Genomic DNA, 17907 nt, shown 5'->3' on the forward strand with positions numbered 1-17907 from the left:
ACGGGCCGTTTTCGGCGTCATGCACCCAAGGTTCGAGTTAAGGTTGAGCGTCAAGGCTCGCTGGGCTACAGGGCGCCGATTCGCGGGATAGCAGTTGCACAGTTGTAACCTTGGACAAGACAGCAGGACAGCTAGATACGGAAGCGTGGATTTATACGTGAGCAGCGAACAGGGTTCCACAACTCTGCAGGACGCAACGCAGGGCGCGGCCGATGAAGCCATGGGCCCCACGGGCCGTCCGCTGACGGAATTCCCCGAACCTCCGGTCCTGACATCCCACGGGCCCGCCCGCATCATCGCGATGGTCAACCAGAAGGGCGGCGTCGGCAAAACGACCTCGACCATCAATCTGGGTGCCGCACTCGCCGAAGCCGGCCGCAAGGTCCTGCTGGTCGACTTCGACCCGCAGGGCGCATTGTCCGCAGGCCTGGGAACCAACCCGCACGAGCTTGACGTCACCGTTTACAACGTCCTGATGGACCGCAAGGTCGACATCCGCGACGCGATCCAGGAAACGCACGTCGAGAACATCGACCTGCTGCCCGCCAACATCGACCTCTCCGCTGCCGAGGTCCAACTGGTAAACGAGGTAGCCCGCGAACAGGTGCTCGAACGCGCCCTGCGACGGGTCTCGGATGACTACGACGTCATTCTCATCGACTGCCAGCCCTCCCTGGGCCTGCTGACCGTCAACGCGCTTACCGCAGCCCACGGCGTCATCATTCCGCTGATCTGCGAGTTCTTCGCCCTTCGCGCCGTCGCACTCCTGGTGGAAACCATCGAGAAGGTCCAGGACCGCCTCAACCCGGGCCTGCAGGTCGACGGCGTCCTGGCTACGATGTACGACGCGCGGACCCTCCACAGCCGGGAGGTCATCGGCCGCCTGGTCGAGGCCTTCGGCGACAAGGTTTTCGAGACCGTCATCAAGCGCACGATTAAGTTCGCCGACGCCACCGTCGCCGCCGAGCCGATCACCTCCTACGCCGGCAACCACGCCGGTGCCGAATCCTACCGCCGTCTCGCCAAGGAACTGATTGCCCGCGGCGGCGCTCCCTAGCCTGGCGGCGGACGCAGGTCCGGGCGACGCGGGGGAGCCGGAGGCAGCGGCCGGTGGATTCCAGGTCCGGCTGGAGAACTTCCGCGGACCCTTCGACGTCCTGCTGGGCCTGATCTCCAAGCACGAACTGGACATCACCGAGATTGCCCTGGCCACGGTCACGGATGAATTCATTGCCTACATACGCGCCCTCTCGGAGTCCGGACAGGGATGGGCACTGGATGAAGCCAGCGAGTTCCTGGTCATTGCCGCCACCCTGCTGGACCTGAAGGCCGCAAAGCTGCTCCCGGCCGGAGACGTGGAGGACGACGAGGACATCGCCCTGCTCGAAGCACGGGACTTGCTCTTCGCCCGCCTGCTGCAGTACCGCGCCTTCAAGCAGATGGCTTCCCTGATGGGCACCCGCCTGGCCGAGGAAGGCCTGCGTTTTCCCCGTGACACAGCGCTTGAACCGCATCTGGCAGCCATGCTGCCGGAGCTGGCCTGGCGCAGCAGCCCGGAGGAATTCGCCGCCCTGGCGGTCAAGGCGCTGGAACCCAAGCCGGGTCCTCCGACGGAAGTGGGGCTTGCCCACCTCCACGCACCTCGGGTGAGCGTCCGGGAACAGGCCCGGATCATCAGCGGCCGGCTGCAGGAGCGCAGTCCGCTCACGTTCAGTGAGCTCACCGCCGATGCCACTGCGCTGGAAACAGTTGCCCGGTTCCTGGCACTGCTTGAAATGTTCCGAGACGGCGTGCTGGCCTTCGACCAGCCCGAACCGCTGGGAGAGCTGCGGGTCGCCTGGACCGGCGCCGGCGACGGCGACGGCACAGCAGCCGGCTGGTCGGCAGAGGATCTGACCGAAGAATACGACGAGGAGACCCATGCAGCGGCTCACCCCTGAGGACGCAGTCCCGGCAAGCGGCACCCTGGCGTCCCGTCCCGGCGGGGTCAAGGCCGCGGCCGAGGCGGTGCTGATGGTGATCAACGAACCCATCACGGCCGCGGAGCTGGCCGAAGCGCTTGGAGTGGAGCCGGCCGAAGCCGAACAAACGCTTGCCGATCTGCGCCAGGAGTATGACGGCTATACTGGGGACGGACCCGTTGGCCCGTCTGCACCGCAACCGCGTGGATTCGAGCTCCGGGAAGTTGCAGGCGGCTGGCGCATCTACTCCCGTCCCGCCTTCGCCGACGTCGTTGGGCAGTTTGTACTCGAGGGACAAAGTGCCCGGCTTTCTCAGGCGGCGCTGGAGACTCTGGCGGTAATTGCCTACCGCCAGCCGGTGTCGCGGAGCAGGGTCTCTGCCATCCGTGGAGTCAATGTCGATTCCGTGGTCCGCACGCTGCTGCAGCGCGGGCTTGTCGCGGAATCCGGAACGGAACCCGAAACCGGTTCGCTGCTCTACAGCACGACTCCGTACTTCCTGGAAAAGCTGGGGCTCGGCAGCTTGGAGGAGCTGCCGCAGATTGCTCCCCACCTGCCCGGGCTGGAAAACCTCGCAGAATTTGAAGAAACTACTTATTAACCGCTACACCCGAAGGACTTCTCAATGACACAGGCACCCCGTTCCGGATCAGGCCGCAACACCCCGCGCGGAGGCGGCGCCGAAGGCGGCCGCGGCTTCGGCAAGGGCTCCAAGCCGGCCGGCGGACGCACGGGGGGTCCCAAGTCCTCTTCCTCCGGCGCACCCAAATCCGGCGCCCCGAAGGCGGGCGGCTACAAGTCCGGCGCCCCGAAGTCGGGCGGTTTCAAGCCCGGCGGCCCCAAGACCGGCGCCCCGAAGGGCAAGGGCGGTTCCGAGCGTGCTTTCCGCAACGAGCGTTTCGGCAACAACCTGGGCCCGGTCACCAAGCGGACGCACACCCGCCGTCCGGGCAAGCCCGTAGTCTCCGACCACCACGATCCCGAGGGAATCCGCCTGCAGAAGGTCATGGCCAGCGCCGGCGTGGCGTCCCGCCGGGTGTGCGAGGAAATGATCCAGGAAGGCCGGGTAGAGGTCGACGGCGAGGTCGTCACGGAGCTCGGTGTCCGCGTCGATCCCAAGACTGTGTCCATTCACGTGGACGGCATGAGCCTGCAGCTGGATGACACCCAGAAGTACTACGTCTTCAACAAGCCCCGCGGCGTGATCTCCACCATGGAGGACCCCGAAGGCCGTCCCTGCATCAGCGATTACCTCAAGAGCACGAACAAGCACGAGCGGCTGTTCCATGTTGGGCGCCTGGACAACAACACCGAGGGCCTGCTGCTGCTGACCAACGACGGTGAGCTGGCCAACCGCCTCACGCACCCCTCCTACGAGGTTCCCAAGACCTACCTGGTCCAGGTCCGCGGTCCCATGGCCCACGGCGTCGGCGCACAGATGCGCGAAGGCCTCGAACTCGAGGACGGCTTCGCCAAGGTCGATTCCTTCCGCCTGGTGGACTCCACGCCCGGACACATCCTGGTCGAGGTTGTCCTGCACTCCGGCCGCAACCGCATTGTCCGCCGGATGTTCGACGCCGTCGGCCACCCGGTGGAGCGCCTGGTGCGCACCCAGATGGGACCGATCCGCCTCAACGACCAGCGCCAGGGCAGCATCCGCGTCCTCGGCCGCCACGAAGTGGGCCACCTGCTGGCTTCCGTAGGGCTGTAGCCCGTGACGGTACTGGCCAACGGGGGTACACACCTGTCCGGACCGGTCCTGGTGATCGGCACCGGGCTGCTTGGTGCCAGCATCGGGCTGGGCCTGCGGGCCCGGGGCATCGACGTCGCACTTTCGGACATCTCTCCCTCCACCGAAGCAGTGGCACGGGACATCGGTGCCGGCCGCCGGCTTGCCGAAGCCGAGGCGGGATTCGCTCCCCAGCTCGTGGTCGTTGCCGCGCCGCCGGACGTTACCGCCTCCCTGGTGGCGCAGGCCCTGGAAGACTGGCCCTCCGCCGTCGTAGTGGACATTGCCAGCGTCAAGGCCGCTGTGCTTGCCGACCTGCAGGAATCCGGCGCCGACCTGTCCCGCTACGTGGGTACGCACCCGATGGCCGGGCGGGAGAAGTCCGGTCCGGTGGCAGCGCTGGGTGATCTTTTTATGTCGATGCCGTGGGTCATCTGCGCGGGGGAGCACAGCTCCCCGGACGCAGTGAAGGTGGCCGAAGCCCTCGCTATCGACCTCGGTGCCGTGGTGTCCCGGATGAGCGCGGAGGACCACGACCAGTCCGTAGCGTTGATTTCCCATCTGCCGCAGGTGATGTCCTCACTGGTGGCCAGCCGCCTGCAGGAGACTCCGCCGGCAGCCCTCGCGCTGGCGGGCAACGGGCTGCGTGACGTAACCCGGATCGCCGCGAGCGACCCCAAGCTCTGGGTGCAGATCCTCAGCGGCAACGCGCCGCGTCTGGTGAACATCCTGCACGGCGTCCGCGAGGACCTGAACCGGCTCATCAACACGCTGGAAAACCCGACGGCCGACGGCGCGCGCCTGGACATGGCGCAGCTGATCTCCGAAGGCAATACCGGTCAGGCGCGGATTCCGGGCAAGCACGGCACCCCGCCGCAGTCCTTCGTCAGCTTCACCGTGCTGGTGGATGACACACCCGGCCAGATCGCGCGCCTGCTCACCGAAATCGGGGAGATCGGCGTCAACCTGGAAGACCTGCGCCTGGAGCATGCCTCCGGCCGCGAGGTGGGACGGGCCGAAATCTCGGTTCTTCCGAGCAAGATGCACGGGCTGGTCAGCGCACTGACCGCCCGCGGCTGGAAGGTAGTGGAGTGAACGCACAGCAGAACCCGGCACAGTTCCGGCTGGGCAAGCCGCTGGTGGTGGCGATCGACGGACCTTCGGGCTCGGGCAAGTCCAGCATCAGCCGGGAAGTTGCGCGCCGGCTGCGTGCCAACTACCTGGACACCGGCGCCATGTACCGGGCAGTCACCATCGCCTGCATGCGGGCCGGCATCGACCTGACCGACGCCGTGGCCGTGGAAGCCGCCACCCGCAATGCGGACATTGAGCTGAGCACGTCACCGGACGCAGAATGGGTGCTCGTTGGGGGAGAGGACGTCACCCAGGCGATCCGTGAACCGGAGGTTTCCTCCAACGTCTCCGCCGTGGCCACCACCCTTGGTGCCCGGGCCGAGCTGGTGCGCCGCCAGCAGCAGCTGATCAAGGACTCCGGACTGCGGATCGTAGCCGAAGGACGGGACATCACCACGGTGGTGGCTCCCACTGCCGAAGTCCGGATCCTGCTTACCGCGTCCGAGGAGGCACGCCTGCGCCGGCGCGGTGTGCAGCTGGGCGGCTCGCAGAGCGCCGCGGCGCTGCGCGAACAGGTCCTGACGCGCGACGTGAAGGATTCCACCGTGGTCAATTTCCAGCAGGCGGCCGACGGCGTGGTGACGGTCGATTCCTCCGACCTGGACTTCGAAGAAACGGTCCAGGCGGTCCTGGACGTGGTTTTCGCCAGTACGCACTAACCACGGGCTGCACGTGCTGCGCCGGGGTCCCAATGGGGTCCCGGCGCCTTGCCGTGTTTCAATGGACTGGTGGCGGCACGGAATAATTCCGTGTCCGGCCCCCAAAAAACTTACCCGGGCTGAACGTCCGGAGACGGCCGGGCGCACCTGCGCTGACGGGCTCAACGGAAAGAAAGCAATAGTTTATGAACGCCAACCCGACCTTTGACGGCGAAGAGTACATCCCGGCAGGCGAGGACCAGATCGACGAGCGCCTTGCCGCCCTTGACGACGACGAAGCCAACCTGCGCGCCGAAACCCTGCGCGCCGGGCTGTCCGACTATGAGCTCGACGAGGAAGACGCCGCACTGCTCTCAGGCGGCTTCGATGAGTTCGACGAAGATGCTCCGGTCCTGCTTGACCCGGTCGTTGCGATCGTCGGCCGTCCCAACGTCGGCAAGTCCACCCTGGTGAACCGTATCCTTGGCCGCCGCGAAGCCGTGGTGGAAGACACCCCCGGCGTCACCCGTGACCGCGTGTCCTACCCGGCCACCTGGAACGGCGTGAACTTCACACTCGTGGACACCGGCGGCTGGGAGCACGATGCCCGCGGTATCCACGCCCGCGTTGCCGACCAGGCAGAAATTGCCGTCGACGTCGCTGACGCCGTGATGCTGGTGGTCGACGCGACCGTGGGCATCACCGCGACGGACGAAGCCGTGGTGCGCATGCTGCGCAGCAAGGGCAAGCCGGTCATCGTCGTTGCCAACAAGGTTGATGACATCCAGAACGAAGCCGATGCTTCCACCCTGTGGGGCCTGGGCTTCGGTGAGCCGTACCCCGTCTCGGCCCTGCACGGCCGCGGCACCGGTGACATGCTCGACGCCGTCCTTGACGTGCTGCCCGAGTACTCCGCCTACGGTGGACTGGAGTCCAGCGGCGGACCGCGCCGCATCGCGCTGATCGGCCGTCCGAACGTGGGCAAGTCCTCGCTGCTGAACAAGCTGGTTGGCAGCGAGCGTGTGGTCGTTGACGACACCGCCGGCACCACCCGCGACCCCGTTGACGAACTGATCGAACTCGGCGGGCGCACTTGGCGCTTCGTTGACACCGCAGGCATCCGCCGCCGCCAGCACATGGCCCAGGGCGCCGACTTCTACGCGTCCCTCCGCACACAGGCCGCACTCGAGAAGGCCGAGGTCGCCGTCGTGCTCCTGGCCGTAGACGAGGTCCTCTCCGAGCAGGATGTGCGCATCCTGCAGCTGGCGATCGACTCCGGCCGTGCACTGGTCCTGGCATTCAACAAGTGGGACCTGCTCGACGACGAACGCCGCCGCTACCTGCAGATCGAAATCGAGCGGGACCTGGCCCACGTTGAGTGGGCGCCCAGCGTCAACATCTCCGCCAAGACCGGCTGGCACAAGGACAAGCTGGTTCCGGCCCTTGACCTGGCCCTGGAGAACTGGGACAAGCGCATTCCCACCGGCAAGCTCAATGCGTTCCTGGGCGAGCTCGTGGCCGCGCACCCGCACCCGGTGCGCGGCGGCAAGCAGCCCCGCATCCTCTTCGGTACGCAGGCCTCCTCGCGTCCGCCGAAGTTCGTCCTCTTCACCACCGGGTTCCTGGATCCGGGCTACCGCCGCTTCATCACCCGGCGGCTGCGGGAGACCTTCGGTTTCGAAGGCACGCCGATCGAGGTCTCCATGCGCGTCCGCGAGAAGCGCGGCAAGACCAGCAAGCGCTAGCTCTTCCAGCACGGCCGGCAGCCCCGGGGCCACTGTGAACCCCGGGGTCGCCGCCGATGCGGGAAAAACGCTGACGATGCTGTAGAGTATTTGAGTTGGTTCGGCCGGAAACAAACCGGCTCAACGGATCAGCGGAACGGGTTGTGGCGCAGCTTGGTAGCGCACTTGACTGGGGGTCAAGGGGTCGCAGGTTCAAATCCTGTCAACCCGACAGACAAAGCTCCGGCGGACAGTATGTCCGCCGGAGCTTTTTGCGTCTGATGGATGCGCAGTGGCTGTTGGCGGGGGAATTAGTGGATACACCGTCCATTTAGTGAATGATGTACTTATCGTTCATGGGCCCGACAGGAGTACGGCATGGCTGAAGGCAGCACCACTTCGGATTCCCAACCACGGGCAGCACTTGTAACCGGCGGATCGGGGGGTATAGGCCGAGCCATCGCCCGGCGTCTGTCCGCGGACGGATTCTCCGTGGCCGTTCACTATATGGGAAACGCCGACAAAGCCGCTGAAGTCGTCCGCGAAATCACCGGCACCGGTGGGCAGGCGATTGCCGTCAGCGGCGACGTCGCCGACGAAGCGGCCATGGTCCGGCTCTTTGACGAGGTGGAGGCTGCCTTCGGGGGCATCGACGTCGTTATTAACACCGCCGGCGTTATGGTCCTTTCGACGGTCGTGGACCTGGATTTGGATGAGCTGGACCGGATGCACCGCACCAACATCCGCGGAAGCTTCGTGGTGTCCCAGCTCGCTGCGCAGCGGCTGCGGAGCGGCGGGGCGCTGGTGAACGTCTCAACCAGCCAGACCCGGATGCAACACCCAACCTACGCGCCCTACGCCGCCAGCAAAGCCGCCGTTGAGGCGCTCACCCCCGTCCTGGCACGGGAACTCCGCGGCCGTGACATCACCGTGAATGCGATAGCGCCCGGCCCAACAGCTACTCCGCTGTTTCTGAACGGAAAGGACCAGGAGGCCATCGACCGCCTGGCCCAGCTCGCTCCGCTTGAACGGCTCGGTACTCCGGAGGACATCGCGGAAGTTGCGGCCTTCCTTGCCGGGCCCTCCCGCTGGATCAACGGGCAGGTCATCTATCCCAACGGCGGACTCGCCTGACCTGTGCCGGGTTGACCCTGTTCGGGGAACAGGGTGTCGGCTTAGCCCGCCGGGCAGAAACTCCTCTCGCTGCCGGTTGTCCTCACAAACGGCAGCCGGGCCAGCTTCGATGTGGACGTCCGGCATCCGCCACCACACCGCTGCGCTGCCGATACGACACCCACTCATGAACCCCAGCCAGCCACTGCCCGTGAATCAGTGCACTAACACTAGCTTCCTCTAAGCGCCGGGGTCAGGCGGGCAGCAGGCTTGAGGTCAGGGTCCGGACAGCCTCCCTCCCGGCACGGTTCGCGCCAACTGTCGACTGCGAGGGCCCGAATCCGATCAGGTGAACCCGCGGATCAGCAGCGGCCACCGTGCCATGGACCTCGATCCCGTCGCGTTCGTTGCGCAGCCGGAGCGGGTCAAGATGGCTCAGCGAAGCCTTGAACCCGGTGGCCCACAGGATCGCATCGACGCGGGTCAGCGATCCGTCGGCCTCCCGGATACCGTCCGGCTCGATGGCCGTGAACATCGGCCTCCGCTGCAGCGCTCCGCGCTCCTTCGCCGCCAGGGCATAGGGTGTCCACAGCAGTCCCGTGTAGGAGACCACGCTGCCGGTGGGGTTGCCGGCCTGCACATCGGCAGCCACCCGGGCTACCACGTCCTTCCCGACGTCCGGAGTGAACGGCTCGTCGCGGAAAACCGGTTCCCGCCGGGTGTACCAGAAGACCTCGGCCACCCGGGAAATCTCCTCCAGCTGCTGAATGGCGGAAATCCCGCCTCCGGCGACGGCGACGCGTTTTCCGGCAAACTCCTTCAACGAGGCGTAGTCCCGGGTGTGGAGCTGGCGTCCGGCAAAGCTCTCCCGTCCCGGGTAGTCGGGCAGGGTGGGGTTGTCCCAGGTTCCGGTGGCGTTGATGACCGCCCGCGCGGTCCACGTCCCGGCGTCGGACTCTATGAGCAGTTCACCGTCGGGATCATCATCCGCGGGGGATACGGAAAGCACTTGCACGGGGCGCAGGATCGGAAGCTGCATGTGTTCCTCGAACGCTGCGAAGTAGGCAGGCACGGCGATGCGGGCCGGTGTGCCGGGGTCAGGAGGGCTCTGCCGGAACCCCGGGAGGTCGAAGATGCCGTTGACGGTGGCCATGGTGAGGGATTCCCAGCGGTGCAGCCAGGCTCCGCCGGGTGCCGTCCCGGCGTCGAGCATCACGAAGCTTCTCTCGGCATCGCCGCCGGCCAGGGCGCTTGTGAAACCGCGCCGGCTCAGGTGGTAGCCGGCTGAAAGTCCTGCCTGGCCGGCACCGATGACAACGACGCCGGCCCGGCGGACCGGGTGGTCCCGCGTATCGGTGCCGTGCTGCTGCGAAGCGGTATGCATCCCGGGGCCTCCTGGGCTATGAGTATCACTGCGTAAATGCCTGGATGCATGGCTTCATTCCCTTCGTAGGGCTGCCGGGCTTCGGCAGCCGTCAGCGTGCCGGCATTCCTAAATGGGTGCGCAGTGCCGCAGCAGCGTCCTCCAAATTGGCCAGCTGCTCCGGCGTAAACGCGTCGATAAAGATCTCTTTGATGGCAGCGAGGTGGGGGAGGGTGCTGCCCCGAAAGGCGCGGGCACCCTCGTCGGTAAGAACGACGAGTGAGCCGCGCGCATCCTCCGGGCTCGGTTCACGGCGCAGCAGGCCTCGTTTCTCCATTCGGCCCAGCTGGCCGGAGAGCCGGCTGCGCTCCCACTCCAGATGGGCGGCGAGCCGCGACGAACGCATAGCCTTCCCCTCTGCCTCGCTGAGGGCGAGCAAGACCCGGTAATCGCCGTCGGAAAGCTGGGAGTCCCGGCGCAGTCTGGACTCGATACGGGAGCGGGCGGTCTCGAAGGATTCGATATGCGCCCTCCAGACAGCGAATTCCACGCTTGTGGGCAGGTGCCGAGGCTTGGCCGCCTTCATCAGAAACTCCTAAGTAGTTGACATGTGAATCATATCCGCGATGATTCATATGTCAACTACATTCCGAATAGCTACCGCGTGCTGTGTTCTGGAACCGGTTTTCCCGGCCCGCAAACAGCAGCAGCCCGCAGCAAAGGACAGTCCCATGACGCAGGAACTCACTGACAGCACCGGAGCATCAGTAACCGTCACCGTCGCACCAGCGGGGCTTTTGGGGGCCTACATTGTGTCCGTGGACGGAGTACATGCGGGAAGAGCCGACTTCATCGATCCTCCCGGGCCGGAGGATGAACGCATCGTTTTCCATACCGAGGTGGATGAACAGTTCGCAGGACGCGGCCTGGCCGGGCTGCTCCTTGGCGAGGTGCTCATGGATATCACCCGCCGGAATCTCACCCTTGTGCCCGTGTGCCCGTTGTTCGGGCGCCATTTGAAGAAACACGGAGACGAGTTCCGGGCCGGCGGCGGGATGTTCCGCCTGCCGAGACCCGCAGACTTCGCCGCAGTCACCAGGGCCGGTTCGTGACCTGCGGTTCACGAACGTTCTTGAAGGAGGGTGGGCGGTAAAGCGTTCAGTCGTGCACGACTACCTGACGGAAGTGTTGGGTGCCCTGGCCGGGGACGACTCATATCCGCGAGTTCGTGGAAGGTGACATCGGCGAGAGCAGGGTGGTACTGGACTTTGCCCTGGTTTCCTCGCTCGACGACGTGGCACGGCGTATGCTCTTGGAACTCGCCAGAAGGCTCACGCTGGAGGGCCGCGGCGTCTATTTTGTGGATCCGGAATTGACCATTCCGGATCCTGACCGCGGCGACGGCATCCTGGTCCCCGTCATCGCGGATGCTAAACACGTCCTCCGAGGCGGTCCGGGAGGACAACCGGGTACCGCAGCGGCTCCGTAGACTCTCCTTTGGGGGAATCCCTGGGGGCGGAAAGGAGCTTTGAGATGCCGTGGAGCACGCGTGAACTGGCTGACCTGGCGGGTACGACGGTGAACACCGTCCGCCACTACCACCGGCTGGGCCTCCTCGCGGAACCTGACCGCCGCTACAACGGCTACAAGCAGTACGAGGTGCGGCATCTGGTGAGCCTGCTGCGTATCCGGCGGCTCGCCGTCCTGGGCATTCCGCTCTCACAAATGCGCGAAGTCAGCTCGGGAGGGGGAGGCACCCCCGATGTGCTGCGGGACGTAGACGCCGAGCTCCAGCTGCGCATCGAGTCCCTGCAGGAAGCACGCGCGCACATTGCCGCGATCCTCCAGCACCAGGCGCCGGCGGACGTGCCTGCAGGCTTCGAAGCCGTCGCCTCCCGCCTGTCGGAGAATGACCGCTCAATCGTCCACATCATGAGCCAGCTCTACGATGAAGACGCGCTGGCGGACATTCGGGAAATGACTGCAGACGAGACCGATGACACCGGTCCGGACATCGACAACCTGCCCCCGGACGCCGATGAGCAGACCCGCGAGGAACTGGCCCGGAGGGTGGCGGCGATCATTGTGAAGCACCTCGCCGCGTATCCATGGCTGAGTGATCCTGCCGCCCACCTGCCCAGGGGAACCCAAATCAGCACCGAGGCGTTCGGGGATGCCCTGACCGAGCTCTACAACGAAGCACAGCTGGACGTACTCTTCCGCGCGAACGTGATGGCCGGCGAACTGCTCGCCAGCGTGCAGGATCACAGCGCTGCGCAGGAGCACATCGAGGTGCAGGATCAGCGCGCCGAAGGGCCTGGTGCCCGTACCAGCTAACCGCCGTCGCTAAGGAGGCCTCCGTCCAGCAGCCAGTTATAGCGCAGCCTCAGTGCCCGCTCGGTGCTGGCGGCCACGCCCGCCAGGAAGAGCGATGTGTTAGCCCACGCTGGCAGTAAGAACGGGCTGGCAAACGTGCCGATGCTTTCCGCGACCGGCGGGATCGATGTGACCGACTCCAGAAGCTGCGGCACCCCGAGGACAAGGCTTACGAGGAGCACTGTCGCGGACGCCCGCCCAAGGAGCCGGCTCAGAGCAGGCCGCGTTTGGTCCAGATGCGCACGCCACCCCTCCGCCGAGGACATATCAGGGGTGAGCTGCTGCACGGTGCCGTCATGGGCTAGGTAGTCGGCCTGCCTCACGCCGTACATGCTCACAGCCACGCGGATGGTCCCTCCCGGGAGGGGAAAACTGGCCGGAGGCTTGACGCGGGCCATCTGCAGGCCGTCGCGGTAGAGGTTCACGTACACCTCGCCCTCTTCATCGCCTCCGTGCCGCACATCGACAGACCACGTCTCCGCCTGGTCCATGAGCCGAAGGTGGAACAACGAACGGGAGAACGCCTGCCACCACCGGAAAGGCTGCAGCGCGGGGGCGCTGCCTGGTTTCACTTGCATGTCCGGCCTTTCGAACCGTGTCCGCCCCGGATAGGCGGCCCTGGTTCGAACCATCGGACACTATGTTCCCGGAACAGGGTTTCTACTGTCTCCAACCCGAGGGACAGGCCCTCGGCGGGAAGACTAGGAACAGGACAGATGAAACCCATCCAGGAACTCGTCCACAACTTTCAGGAGCTTCTAGGCCAGGTGCCTGAGTTCCTTCAACCCTTTATTCTGATGCTCGCAGCGACCATCCCCTTCCTCGAAAATGAAGCCGGCGTGTTGATCGGCATCGTCGGCGGACTGAATCCCGTCCTTGCGGCCGCCGCGGCTGCTATCGGCAACTTTGTCAGCGTCCTGCTCGTGGTGATGCTTACCTCCGGCGCGCGGACCGCCGTTACCAACCGCGTCGATGCCCGGGCGGCGGAAGCGGTCGCGGCAGGCGGCAGTGCAGCGACACTCGTCGCGGCCCGTCCTGCCCAACCGGAGTCAAAGGGACGCATCCGCTTCAAGCGGTGGCTTGTCCGCTTCGGTGTTCCCGGAGCAAGCATCCTGGGTCCGCTGGCCATCCCCACCCAGTTCACCGCGTCGATCCTTGTGGCCGGCGGTACCTCCCGCCGGTGGGTTCTGCTGTGGCAAGGCGTGGCGATTCTTCTCTGGACCACCATCTCAACGGTCCTCATCTGGAGTGCGCTTCGGTTCGTCGTCGGGGTCTAGGAGCCCAGGGCCGCCACATCCCCGGCTACCGCGTCCATCCGTTCCTCGAACTGGTGCCCGCCGGTCTTGTGGCGGCGGATCACTGCAGCGGGCAGCAGCCTCTCGTAACTGGCCAGGTGCTCGAAGGGAACCGTGCCGTCGTCGCGGCAGTGGTGCAGGAATACCGGCAGGCCAGGGGGCAGCGTGAAGTCCGCGGGCAGCGCATACTCGGCCTGCCAGCCCTCCTGCCCCCAGAACGGCGTAGCCAGCAGCACCATCCCCCGGGGCAGCGGTTCCGGGGCAGAAGCGGCAAGTCGCAGCAGCGCCATGGAAGAACCAAAGGAGTGGCCCACTATGACTGTTTCCTCTCCCATCGGACTCCAGGGAGTTCCCCGGCGATCGGCTGATCATCTCTCCACCCGCCTGCTCCGTGCAGGAAGAGAACCTCCACGGGTACCACCTGCTTCCTGTTGAGTCCGGGATGTTCTTCCACTGTGCCGCAGCTGCCGGACCGGAAACAGGGGTGGGACAAAATGGCCTTGGGTTCCAGGCAGGGCTGCACGCGCCGATCCAGCTGACGGCGGGGATGGCGCACTGCTAGCGTTTCCCCACCGGCAGGAGTTCTCCGGCCGGTTTCCTCCTTGCACCAACAGGAGCCCAGGATGCCCGCAGAAACGCTGAACGTGATCATCCACGGTGCCGGGGGAGCGATTGGCGGGGCCGTGGCACAGGAATTCGCCCGGCAGGGTGCGAAACTCTACCTCGCCGGCCACCGTGAACCATCAGTGCATGCCACGGCCGAAAAGGTTCGGGCACTGGGAGCCGAAGTGCACGTCAGCGGCGGTGTGGATGCCTACAGTCCTGTGGAGGTGGATGCCCACACCAGCGCGGTGGCGGACCTCGCCGGGCGGATCGATGTTCTGCTGAATGCCGTTGAGATTCCGCGGGTCCAGGGCATCCCGCTGCTGGAGATGGACGCTGACGACGTCGTGGCTCCCGCCGCCGGATGGCTGCGCACCCAGTTCCTCACCGCACGGTCCGCGGCCCGGTACATGGTGCCCCAGGGCAGCGGAACCATCCTGATGCTTTCGGCGTCACCGGCGCGGCTTGCCCTTGCCGGAGTTGGCGGGTTCTCCGCCGCCTGCGCCGCGGTAGAGGGCCTGACGCGAACGCTCGCGGCGGAAACCGGTGCAGCCGGTGTCCGGACCGTATGCCTGCGTCCGCACCGGATTCGCGAGACCATCGGCGCCACTCCAGACCTGCCCATGGAGCTGGAGGAGTTCACCCGGTTCCTTGAATCCCTCACCACCAGCGGCACTCTTCCCACACTCTGCGACGTGGCACGGGCCGCGGTCTTCCTTGCCGCCGGAGGGGCGGCCAGTATGAACGGCACGGTGCTGAACCTGACCGGCGGCATGAGCCCGGATTAGGGTGAGTCCCCCGGCAAGGCCGTACATGCCGGGTGTCCTTGGTGCCTAAGGCGGCTTCCGGGCAGAACTGGTACCTTCGCTGGCAGATACCAACCTAGGAGCTGTCATGGGTTCCCCGCTGTCCCGGACACGGAAGACCGCGCTGGCTGCCGCCGTCGTACTGGTGCTTTCCGGCTGCAGCGGCATTGGCGCTGACCAGCCCAGCCAGGTCGCGCCCACGGTCCCCACGGCCGGTCTTTCCGAACCGGAGACGCTGACCACCGGTCTCCAGGCGCCGTGGTCCGTGGCGTTCCACGGAGACACCGCACTGGTCAGCGAACGGGATTCCGGACGGATCCTGGAACTGGACGGTACAGGGAACCAGCGCGGGGTCGGAGTGATCGACGCGCAGGGCAGGGGAGAAGGCGGCCTGCTCGGCATCGCCGTGCAGGACGGCTACCTCTACAGCTACCTCACCGCCGGCCGGGAGAACCGGATCGAACGCCGTGAACTCAGCGGCGCGCCGGGGTCCCTGGCACTGGGTGAGCCGCAGACCATGCTCGCGGGCATCCCGGCAGGTCCCGTCCACAACGGGGGCCGCCTTGCCTTCGGACCGGACGGCATGTTGTACGCGACGACCGGCGACGCCGGAAACCGGGAGAGCGCCCAGGACACCGGGTCGCTCTCCGGCAAGATCCTGCGGCTGATGCCCGACGGCGCCGTTCCCGCTGACAACCCGTTCCCCGGGTCTCCGGTATACAGCTACGGGCACCGGAACCCGCAGGGCATCGCCTGGGACGCGGACGGAACCATGTATGCGAGTGAATTCGGCCAGGACACCTGGGATGAACTAAACGTTATTGAACCTGGCGGCAACTACGGATGGCCCGAAGCGGAGGGGACGGCGGGCCGGGACGGATTCATCGATCCCGTGCAGCAGTGGGAGCCCGGTGCCGCCAGTCCCAGTGGCATCGCAGTGGTGGGGAACTCACTGTTCATCGCGAACCTGCGCGGAGAGCGGCTCCGGGAAGTGCCGCTGGAAGACCCGGGCAGCGCCGTCGAACATTTGGCGGGCCAGGGCCGGCTTCGCGATGCAGTATCTGCGCCGGACGGCAGTCTCTGGGTCCTGACGGGCAACACGGACGGGCGGGGAAATCCGGGAGCGGAGGATGACCGGATTTTGCGCCTGGAACTTCAACGCTGAACCGCTGCCCTCAACATTTCGCCGACGCGGACGTACGCTTCATCGAGAACACAGCTGCCAGCAATTTGCGAGGGGAGATCCGTGCCCGAAGTCATCGTTGCCGGAGCCGGGCCAACCGGGATTTTCCTGGCCAGCGAACTGCGCCTGCACGGCGTGGATGTGCTGGTCCTGGACAGGGCCCCGGAGCCGACCAGCATTGTCCGCGCCCTGGGCCTGCACTCACGCAGCATCGAGATCATGGACCAGCGCGGACTGGGCGAGCACTTCGCTGCTGCCGGCACGCGGCATCCGCTCGACGGGTTCTTTGCAGGCATTCTCCGCACGGCGCCGGACCTGGACACGACACATCCGTACGTGCTGGGGATCCCGCAGACCGAGACCGAGGCCGTGCTGACCCGCCGAGCCCTCGAACTTGGCGTTGACATCCGCCGGGGACATGAACTTACCGGCCTCATGCAGGACGACGCCGGCGTCCTGGTCACTCTGGCAGACGGGAGTGAGGTCCGCGGGCGCTATCTGGTGGGATGTGACGGGGGCCGCAGCACCGTTCGGTCCCTGGCGGGGATCGGGTTCCCGGGGGAACCAAGCAGGAGGGAATTCCTGCTGGCCGAGGTGGACCTCACGGCGGCACCGGAAGAGGTGGCCGCCGTGTCAGCGCGGGTTCGTGAGACCCACCGTGACTTCGGTGCAGGACCCGTGGAAGGCGGTGTCTTCCGAGTGGTGGTTCCCGCGGACGGCGTGGCTGAAGACCGCACCGTTCCGCCTGACCTTCGGGAACTGAAACGGCAGCTGAATACCTACGCCGGCACGGATTTTGGTGCACATTCACCCCGCTGGATCTCCCGGTTCGGTGATGCAACGCGGCTGGCTGACGCCTACCGGGCCGGCAGGGTGTTCCTGGCCGGCGACGCCGCGCACGTCCACCCGCCCTTCGGCGGCCAGGGACTGAACCTTGGCCTTCAGGACGCCCTGAACCTGGGCTGGAAACTTGCCGCAGCCGTGAACGGATGGGCGCCGGAAAAACTCCTGGACACGTACTTCACCGAAAGGCATCCGGTGGCAGCCGACGTCCTGAACACCGCCCGTGCCCAGTCCGAACTGGCTTCGACGGAACCGGGACCGCAGGCCGTGCGGAAGCTGCTCACGGAGCTGATGGAGTTAGATGCCGTGAACCGGCGCCTGATCGGCAAGATCACGTCCTTGGACATCCGGTACGACTTCGGACCCGGCCCCGACCTGCTTGGGCGCCGGCAGCGGGATGTCCGGCTGGGGCAGGGAACACTCTATGCGCGGATGCATACCGGGCGCGGAGTCCTCCTGGACCGGACCGGAGAGCTGCTGCTTGAAGGCTGGGAAGACCGGGTGGACCAGTTCATTGAACCCGGCTCCGATCCGCAGACACCCTCGCTGCTGCTGCGTCCGGACGGGCACATCGCCTGGCTGGAGGGCGAACCCGACGACGGCGGGACCTCCGCCGGGAGTCAGGCAGACCTGGTCGAAGCTCTGGAAACCTGGTTCGGTCCGCCGAGCCTGCCGAGCCTGGTGAAGCTGGCCGACGTGAACTGAATGGCCGGACAGCTGCCAGCGGCTGCCGGGAGGCGAAAGGAGAGCTAACAGTGGATGACGGCATACTCGCGTTTGGGATCTCCCTCAACGTTCCCGACCCGGGAGCCTCAGCTGGCTTCCTTACGGAGCACTTCGGTTTCCGTCCCGAAATGCAGGACGAGGGGTTCATTTCCCTGAAACATCCCGACGGCGGGCCGAACATCGTCTTCCTGCGCACCGGTCTCCCGACCTTCAAACCTGCAGAGATCGCAGGACGTGCCGGGGACGGCCTCCTGCTGGTGCTGGTAGTCGGGGACCTGGATGAGCGCCACGCGCATCTGGCTGCTGCCGGCGCCGACGTCGTTACCCCGCCGGAGACCGAGCCGTGGGGCGAACGCTATGCCCAGTACCGGGATCCGAACGGCCTGATCATCCAGCTCGTGCAGTGGGTCTGA

Annotated in this window: 20 protein-coding genes and 1 tRNA gene; 17 read left to right on the forward strand and 4 right to left on the reverse strand. The window is 66.1% G+C overall.

All coding sequences use genetic code 11. The features are described from left to right. Positions 1 to 157 precede the first annotated feature (157 nt). From LOC59_RS05390 to LOC59_RS05430, 9 genes are all read left to right on the forward strand, one after another. Positions 158 to 1057 (forward strand): ParA family protein, encoded by a 900-nt coding sequence (locus LOC59_RS05390; RefSeq protein ID WP_227897200.1) that lies wholly within the window; start codon positions 158 to 160, stop codon positions 1055 to 1057. Beyond that, positions 1035 to 1940 carry a segregation and condensation protein A gene (locus tag LOC59_RS05395; RefSeq protein WP_442860570.1) on the forward strand — a complete coding sequence of 302 codons (906 nt, stop codon included), beginning with the start codon at positions 1035 to 1037 and terminating at the stop codon, positions 1938 to 1940. The genes LOC59_RS05390 and LOC59_RS05395 overlap by 23 nt, the downstream gene beginning before the upstream one ends. After that, complete coding sequence (scpB, locus tag LOC59_RS05400; protein ID WP_227897199.1) at positions 1921 to 2562, forward strand: SMC-Scp complex subunit ScpB; 642 nt, start codon at positions 1921 to 1923, stop codon at positions 2560 to 2562. Before LOC59_RS05395 ends, scpB begins: the two co-directional genes overlap by 20 nt. A gap of 24 nt (positions 2563 to 2586) precedes the next feature. Further along, entirely contained in the window at positions 2587 to 3672 is a 1086-nt protein-coding gene (locus LOC59_RS05405) for a pseudouridine synthase (RefSeq protein WP_227897198.1), read from the forward strand. 3 nt (positions 3673 to 3675) lie between these two features. Continuing rightward, the gene (locus LOC59_RS05410; RefSeq protein ID WP_227897197.1) at positions 3676 to 4785 is read left to right on the forward strand and encodes a prephenate dehydrogenase; all 1110 of its coding nucleotides are present in this window, start codon (positions 3676 to 3678) and stop codon (positions 4783 to 4785) included. Continuing rightward, positions 4782 to 5483, forward strand: coding sequence for a (d)CMP kinase (gene cmk / locus LOC59_RS05415; RefSeq protein WP_227897196.1), 702 nt, complete (start codon positions 4782 to 4784; stop codon positions 5481 to 5483). The genes LOC59_RS05410 and cmk overlap by 4 nt, the downstream gene beginning before the upstream one ends. Before the next feature lie 185 nt (positions 5484 to 5668). After that, on the forward strand, positions 5669 to 7207 hold the full coding sequence (gene der, locus LOC59_RS05420) for a ribosome biogenesis GTPase Der (protein WP_229970921.1): 1539 nt from the start codon (positions 5669 to 5671) through the stop codon (positions 7205 to 7207). Positions 7208 to 7344: 137 nt separating this feature from the next. Continuing rightward, positions 7345 to 7418 (forward strand) — tRNA-Pro (locus LOC59_RS05425). A 146-nt stretch (positions 7419 to 7564) separates the two neighbouring features. Further along, on the forward strand, positions 7565 to 8320 hold the full coding sequence (locus LOC59_RS05430; RefSeq protein ID WP_229970923.1) for an SDR family oxidoreductase: 756 nt from the start codon (positions 7565 to 7567) through the stop codon (positions 8318 to 8320). A gap of 232 nt (positions 8321 to 8552) precedes the next feature. On the opposite strand, the gene LOC59_RS05435 is transcribed toward LOC59_RS05430, so the two are convergent. Together LOC59_RS05435 and LOC59_RS05440 are read right to left on the reverse strand one after the other, a co-directional pair. Next, on the reverse strand, positions 8553 to 9683 hold the full coding sequence (locus tag LOC59_RS05435; protein WP_229970925.1) for an NAD(P)-binding domain-containing protein: 1131 nt from the start codon (positions 9681 to 9683) through the stop codon (positions 8553 to 8555). Positions 9684 to 9774: 91 nt separating this feature from the next. Further along, complete coding sequence (locus LOC59_RS05440) at positions 9775 to 10248, reverse strand: MarR family winged helix-turn-helix transcriptional regulator (protein ID WP_227917167.1); 474 nt, start codon at positions 10246 to 10248, stop codon at positions 9775 to 9777. A gap of 145 nt (positions 10249 to 10393) precedes the next feature. Here LOC59_RS05440 and LOC59_RS05445 point away from each other — a divergent pair, with 145 nt between their 5' ends. The 3 genes from LOC59_RS05445 to LOC59_RS05455 all read left to right on the forward strand — a co-directional run bounded on the left by LOC59_RS05445 (position 10394) and on the right by LOC59_RS05455 (position 11999). Continuing rightward, complete coding sequence (locus tag LOC59_RS05445; protein ID WP_229970927.1) at positions 10394 to 10774, forward strand: GNAT family N-acetyltransferase; 381 nt, start codon at positions 10394 to 10396, stop codon at positions 10772 to 10774. Positions 10775 to 10854: 80 nt separating this feature from the next. After that, positions 10855 to 11151 carry a hypothetical protein gene (locus tag LOC59_RS05450; RefSeq protein WP_229970929.1) on the forward strand — a complete coding sequence of 99 codons (297 nt, stop codon included), beginning with the start codon at positions 10855 to 10857 and terminating at the stop codon, positions 11149 to 11151. Between the two features lie 44 nt (positions 11152 to 11195). Further along, positions 11196 to 11999 carry a MerR family transcriptional regulator gene (locus LOC59_RS05455; RefSeq protein ID WP_229970931.1) on the forward strand — a complete coding sequence of 268 codons (804 nt, stop codon included), beginning with the start codon at positions 11196 to 11198 and terminating at the stop codon, positions 11997 to 11999. On the opposite strand, the gene LOC59_RS05460 is transcribed toward LOC59_RS05455, so the two are convergent. Continuing rightward, positions 11996 to 12616, reverse strand: coding sequence for a hypothetical protein (locus tag LOC59_RS05460; protein ID WP_229970933.1), 621 nt, complete (start codon positions 12614 to 12616; stop codon positions 11996 to 11998). The genes LOC59_RS05455 and LOC59_RS05460 overlap by 4 nt on opposite strands. A 138-nt stretch (positions 12617 to 12754) precedes the next feature. Between LOC59_RS05460 and LOC59_RS05465 the strand changes: the two genes are divergently transcribed. Then, positions 12755 to 13315, forward strand: a complete 561-nt coding sequence (locus tag LOC59_RS05465; RefSeq protein WP_229970935.1) for a small multidrug efflux protein — start codon at positions 12755 to 12757, stop codon at positions 13313 to 13315. On the opposite strand, the gene LOC59_RS05470 is transcribed toward LOC59_RS05465, so the two are convergent. Continuing rightward, entirely contained in the window at positions 13312 to 13668 is a 357-nt protein-coding gene (locus tag LOC59_RS05470) for a hypothetical protein (protein WP_229970937.1), read from the reverse strand. The two genes, LOC59_RS05465 and LOC59_RS05470, sit on opposite strands and share 4 nt — an antisense overlap. A 288-nt stretch (positions 13669 to 13956) precedes the next feature. Here LOC59_RS05470 and LOC59_RS05475 point away from each other — a divergent pair, with 288 nt between their 5' ends. The 4 genes from LOC59_RS05475 to LOC59_RS05490 all read left to right on the forward strand — a co-directional run bounded on the left by LOC59_RS05475 (position 13957) and on the right by LOC59_RS05490 (position 17907). After that, positions 13957 to 14724: an SDR family NAD(P)-dependent oxidoreductase gene (locus LOC59_RS05475; RefSeq protein WP_229970939.1), complete on the forward strand. Its 768-nt coding sequence runs from the start codon at positions 13957 to 13959 to the stop codon at positions 14722 to 14724. A gap of 106 nt (positions 14725 to 14830) precedes the next feature. Further along, positions 14831 to 15907 (forward strand): PQQ-dependent sugar dehydrogenase, encoded by a 1077-nt coding sequence (locus LOC59_RS05480; protein WP_229970942.1) that lies wholly within the window; start codon positions 14831 to 14833, stop codon positions 15905 to 15907. Between the two features lie 81 nt (positions 15908 to 15988). Continuing rightward, a complete protein-coding gene (locus LOC59_RS05485; protein ID WP_229970943.1) occupies positions 15989 to 17473 on the forward strand; it encodes an FAD-dependent monooxygenase in 1485 nt (494 codons plus the stop codon). A gap of 50 nt (positions 17474 to 17523) precedes the next feature. After that, complete coding sequence (locus LOC59_RS05490; protein ID WP_227897169.1) at positions 17524 to 17907, forward strand: VOC family protein; 384 nt, start codon at positions 17524 to 17526, stop codon at positions 17905 to 17907.

Source organism: Arthrobacter sp. zg-Y916, from assembly GCF_020907385.1.
Classification (GTDB): domain Bacteria; phylum Actinomycetota; class Actinomycetes; order Actinomycetales; family Micrococcaceae; genus Arthrobacter_B; species Arthrobacter_B caoxuetaonis.

What these genes read in the sequence shown, in the direction of transcription:
- scpB (WP_227897199.1), top strand. Translation starts at nt 1,921, where the DNA reads ATGCAGCGGCTCACCCCTGAGGACGCAGTCCCGGCAAGCGGCACCCTG.
- LOC59_RS05405 (WP_227897198.1), top strand. Translation starts at nt 2,587, where the DNA reads ATGACACAGGCACCCCGTTCCGGATCAGGCCGCAACACCCCGCGCGGA.
- der (WP_229970921.1), top strand. Translation starts at nt 5,669, where the DNA reads ATGAACGCCAACCCGACCTTTGACGGCGAAGAGTACATCCCGGCAGGC.
- LOC59_RS05430 (WP_229970923.1), top strand. Translation starts at nt 7,565, where the DNA reads ATGGCTGAAGGCAGCACCACTTCGGATTCCCAACCACGGGCAGCACTT.
- LOC59_RS05435 (WP_229970925.1), bottom strand. Translation starts at nt 9,683, where the DNA reads ATGCATACCGCTTCGCAGCAGCACGGCACCGATACGCGGGACCACCCG.
- LOC59_RS05440 (WP_227917167.1), bottom strand. Translation starts at nt 10,248, where the DNA reads ATGAAGGCGGCCAAGCCTCGGCACCTGCCCACAAGCGTGGAATTCGCT.
- LOC59_RS05445 (WP_229970927.1), top strand. Translation starts at nt 10,394, where the DNA reads ATGACGCAGGAACTCACTGACAGCACCGGAGCATCAGTAACCGTCACC.
- LOC59_RS05455 (WP_229970931.1), top strand. Translation starts at nt 11,196, where the DNA reads ATGCCGTGGAGCACGCGTGAACTGGCTGACCTGGCGGGTACGACGGTG.
- LOC59_RS05460 (WP_229970933.1), bottom strand. Translation starts at nt 12,616, where the DNA reads ATGCAAGTGAAACCAGGCAGCGCCCCCGCGCTGCAGCCTTTCCGGTGG.
- LOC59_RS05465 (WP_229970935.1), top strand. Translation starts at nt 12,755, where the DNA reads ATGAAACCCATCCAGGAACTCGTCCACAACTTTCAGGAGCTTCTAGGC.
- LOC59_RS05470 (WP_229970937.1), bottom strand. Translation starts at nt 13,668, where the DNA reads ATGGGAGAGGAAACAGTCATAGTGGGCCACTCCTTTGGTTCTTCCATG.
- LOC59_RS05475 (WP_229970939.1), top strand. Translation starts at nt 13,957, where the DNA reads ATGCCCGCAGAAACGCTGAACGTGATCATCCACGGTGCCGGGGGAGCG.
- LOC59_RS05480 (WP_229970942.1), top strand. Translation starts at nt 14,831, where the DNA reads ATGGGTTCCCCGCTGTCCCGGACACGGAAGACCGCGCTGGCTGCCGCC.